This is a genomic window from Pseudomonas sp. Sample_24 (assembly GCF_004307605.1).
In the GTDB taxonomy this organism is placed as follows: Bacteria; Pseudomonadota; Gammaproteobacteria; order Pseudomonadales; family Pseudomonadaceae; genus Aquipseudomonas.
In genome coordinates this window covers 1-1,715 of the sequence record NZ_RCNW01000377.1, presented here as the reverse complement: position 1 = coordinate 1,715, position 1,715 = coordinate 1, and the positions used below count along the sequence as shown (strand labels likewise).

Sequence of the window (1,715 nt, the reverse complement as noted above, 5' to 3'; positions counted from 1 at the left end):
CGACACGCAGTCCGAAGGTTTCCGAGCGCGTGGCCCCGAAGGCCGCCGATCCGCAGCCGCAGAAGAAAAAGCGCGATGACGATGATGGCCCGGACTTCGCCACACTGTTTCGCGCCTGGATTGAAAGCCATCGTGCCAGCTTGCTGGACAGCTTGCGCCGCCTGGGCAAGCAGCCGATCGGCAGCTTTTTCACCTGCATGGTGATGGCCGTTGCCCTGAGCTTACCCATGGGGCTGTCACTTTTGCTAAGTAACGTCGAGCGTCTGGGCGGTTCCTGGCAGCGTGCGGCGCAGATCTCCCTGTACCTGCAACTCGAAGCCAGCCCGGCTGAAGGTGAATCCCTGCGTGAGCAGATCAAGGCCATGCCCGGTGTGGCGGATGCCGAGTACGTGGGGCGTGATCAGGCTCTGGAAGAGTTCCAGCAGCAGTCCGGCCTGGGCGATGCGCTCAAGGAGTTACCGGAGAACCCGCTGCCCGGCGTGGTCCTGGTGACGCCGAACGAAGTCGACAAGCCTGCACTTGAAGCATTAAGACAAAAACTTTCCGAACTGCCCAGGGTACAACAGGCGCAACTTGATCTAGTCTGGGTCGAGCGTCTGGCAGCCATCCTCAAGCTCGGTGACCGCTTTGTCTTTGGTCTGACCGTGCTTCTGGTTTCTGCATTACTTTTGGTGATAGGCAATACCATTCGTCTTCATATTGAAAACCGCCGCACCGAGATAGAAGTGATTAAACTCGTGGGCGGCACTGACAGCTATGTGCGCAGGCCCTTTCTCTATATGGGTGCGTTGTATGGTTTCGGTGCAGGGCTGCTTTCCTGGGGGCTGTTGGCGTTTGGTCTGGACTGGCTGAACGATGCGGTCGTCGGGCTGGCCGGTTTGTATGGCAGCGATTTCGCGCTGGCCGGCGTACCGGTCGCCGATGGTCTGTCTCTCTTGCTTGGCGCGGTGCTGTTGGGTTATATCGGTGCATGGATTGCAGTCGCACGTCATCTCAGGGAGTTGGCGCCGAAGTAGAATCTTTTTTGCGCGTGATTGACCTTGCAGTTTTTAGGGGAACTTGTCTTTTGGTTTCCGGTCAATTTTCGCAGTGCCACTGGCACGAGTATGTAAGTCGGAGGTTTTTTCGTATGACCAATTCTTTGCAGCCTGCATATGCTCTGGTCCCGGGTGCGAACCTGGAGGCCTATGTGCACACCGTCAACAGCATTCCATTGCTGACGCCGGAGCAGGAGCGTGAACTGGCCGAGAGTCTCTATTATGAGCAGGATCTTGAGGCGGCTCGGCAGATGGTGCTCGCCCACCTGCGTTTTGTCGTACATATCGCCCGTAGCTATTCCGGCTACGGCCTGGCTCAGGCTGACCTGATCCAGGAAGGCAACGTCGGCCTGATGAAGGCCGTGAAGCGCTTCAACCCGGAAATGGGCGTGCGCCTGGTGTCCTTTGCCGTTCACTGGATCAAGGCGGAAATCCACGAATTCATCCTGCGCAACTGGCGCATCGTGAAAGTCGCGACCACCAAGGCCCAGCGCAAGCTGTTCTTCAATCTGCGCAGCCAGAAAAAGCGTCTGGCCTGGTTGAACAACGAGGAAGTCCATCGTGTGGCGGAAAGCCTCGGTGTAGAGCCTCGGGAAGTGCGTGAGATGGAAAGTCGCCTGACTGGCCACGACATGGCCTTCGACCCGGCTGCCGAAGCCGACGACGACAGTGCGTTCC

General features: G+C 58.1%; 2 protein-coding genes. Both read left to right on the top strand.

Going from position 1 to position 1,715, the window contains the following annotated elements; genetic code table 11:
- On the top strand, window positions 1-1,016 hold a 1,016-nt coding region (ftsX, locus tag D8V06_RS21410), incomplete at its 5' end, for a permease-like cell division protein FtsX (RefSeq protein ID WP_130931735.1).
- Window positions 1,017-1,129: 113 nt separating this feature from the next.
- Window positions 1,130-1,715 (top strand): RNA polymerase factor sigma-32 (locus tag D8V06_RS21405; RefSeq protein ID WP_130931734.1); only part of this gene is annotated, 586 nt, incomplete at its 3' end.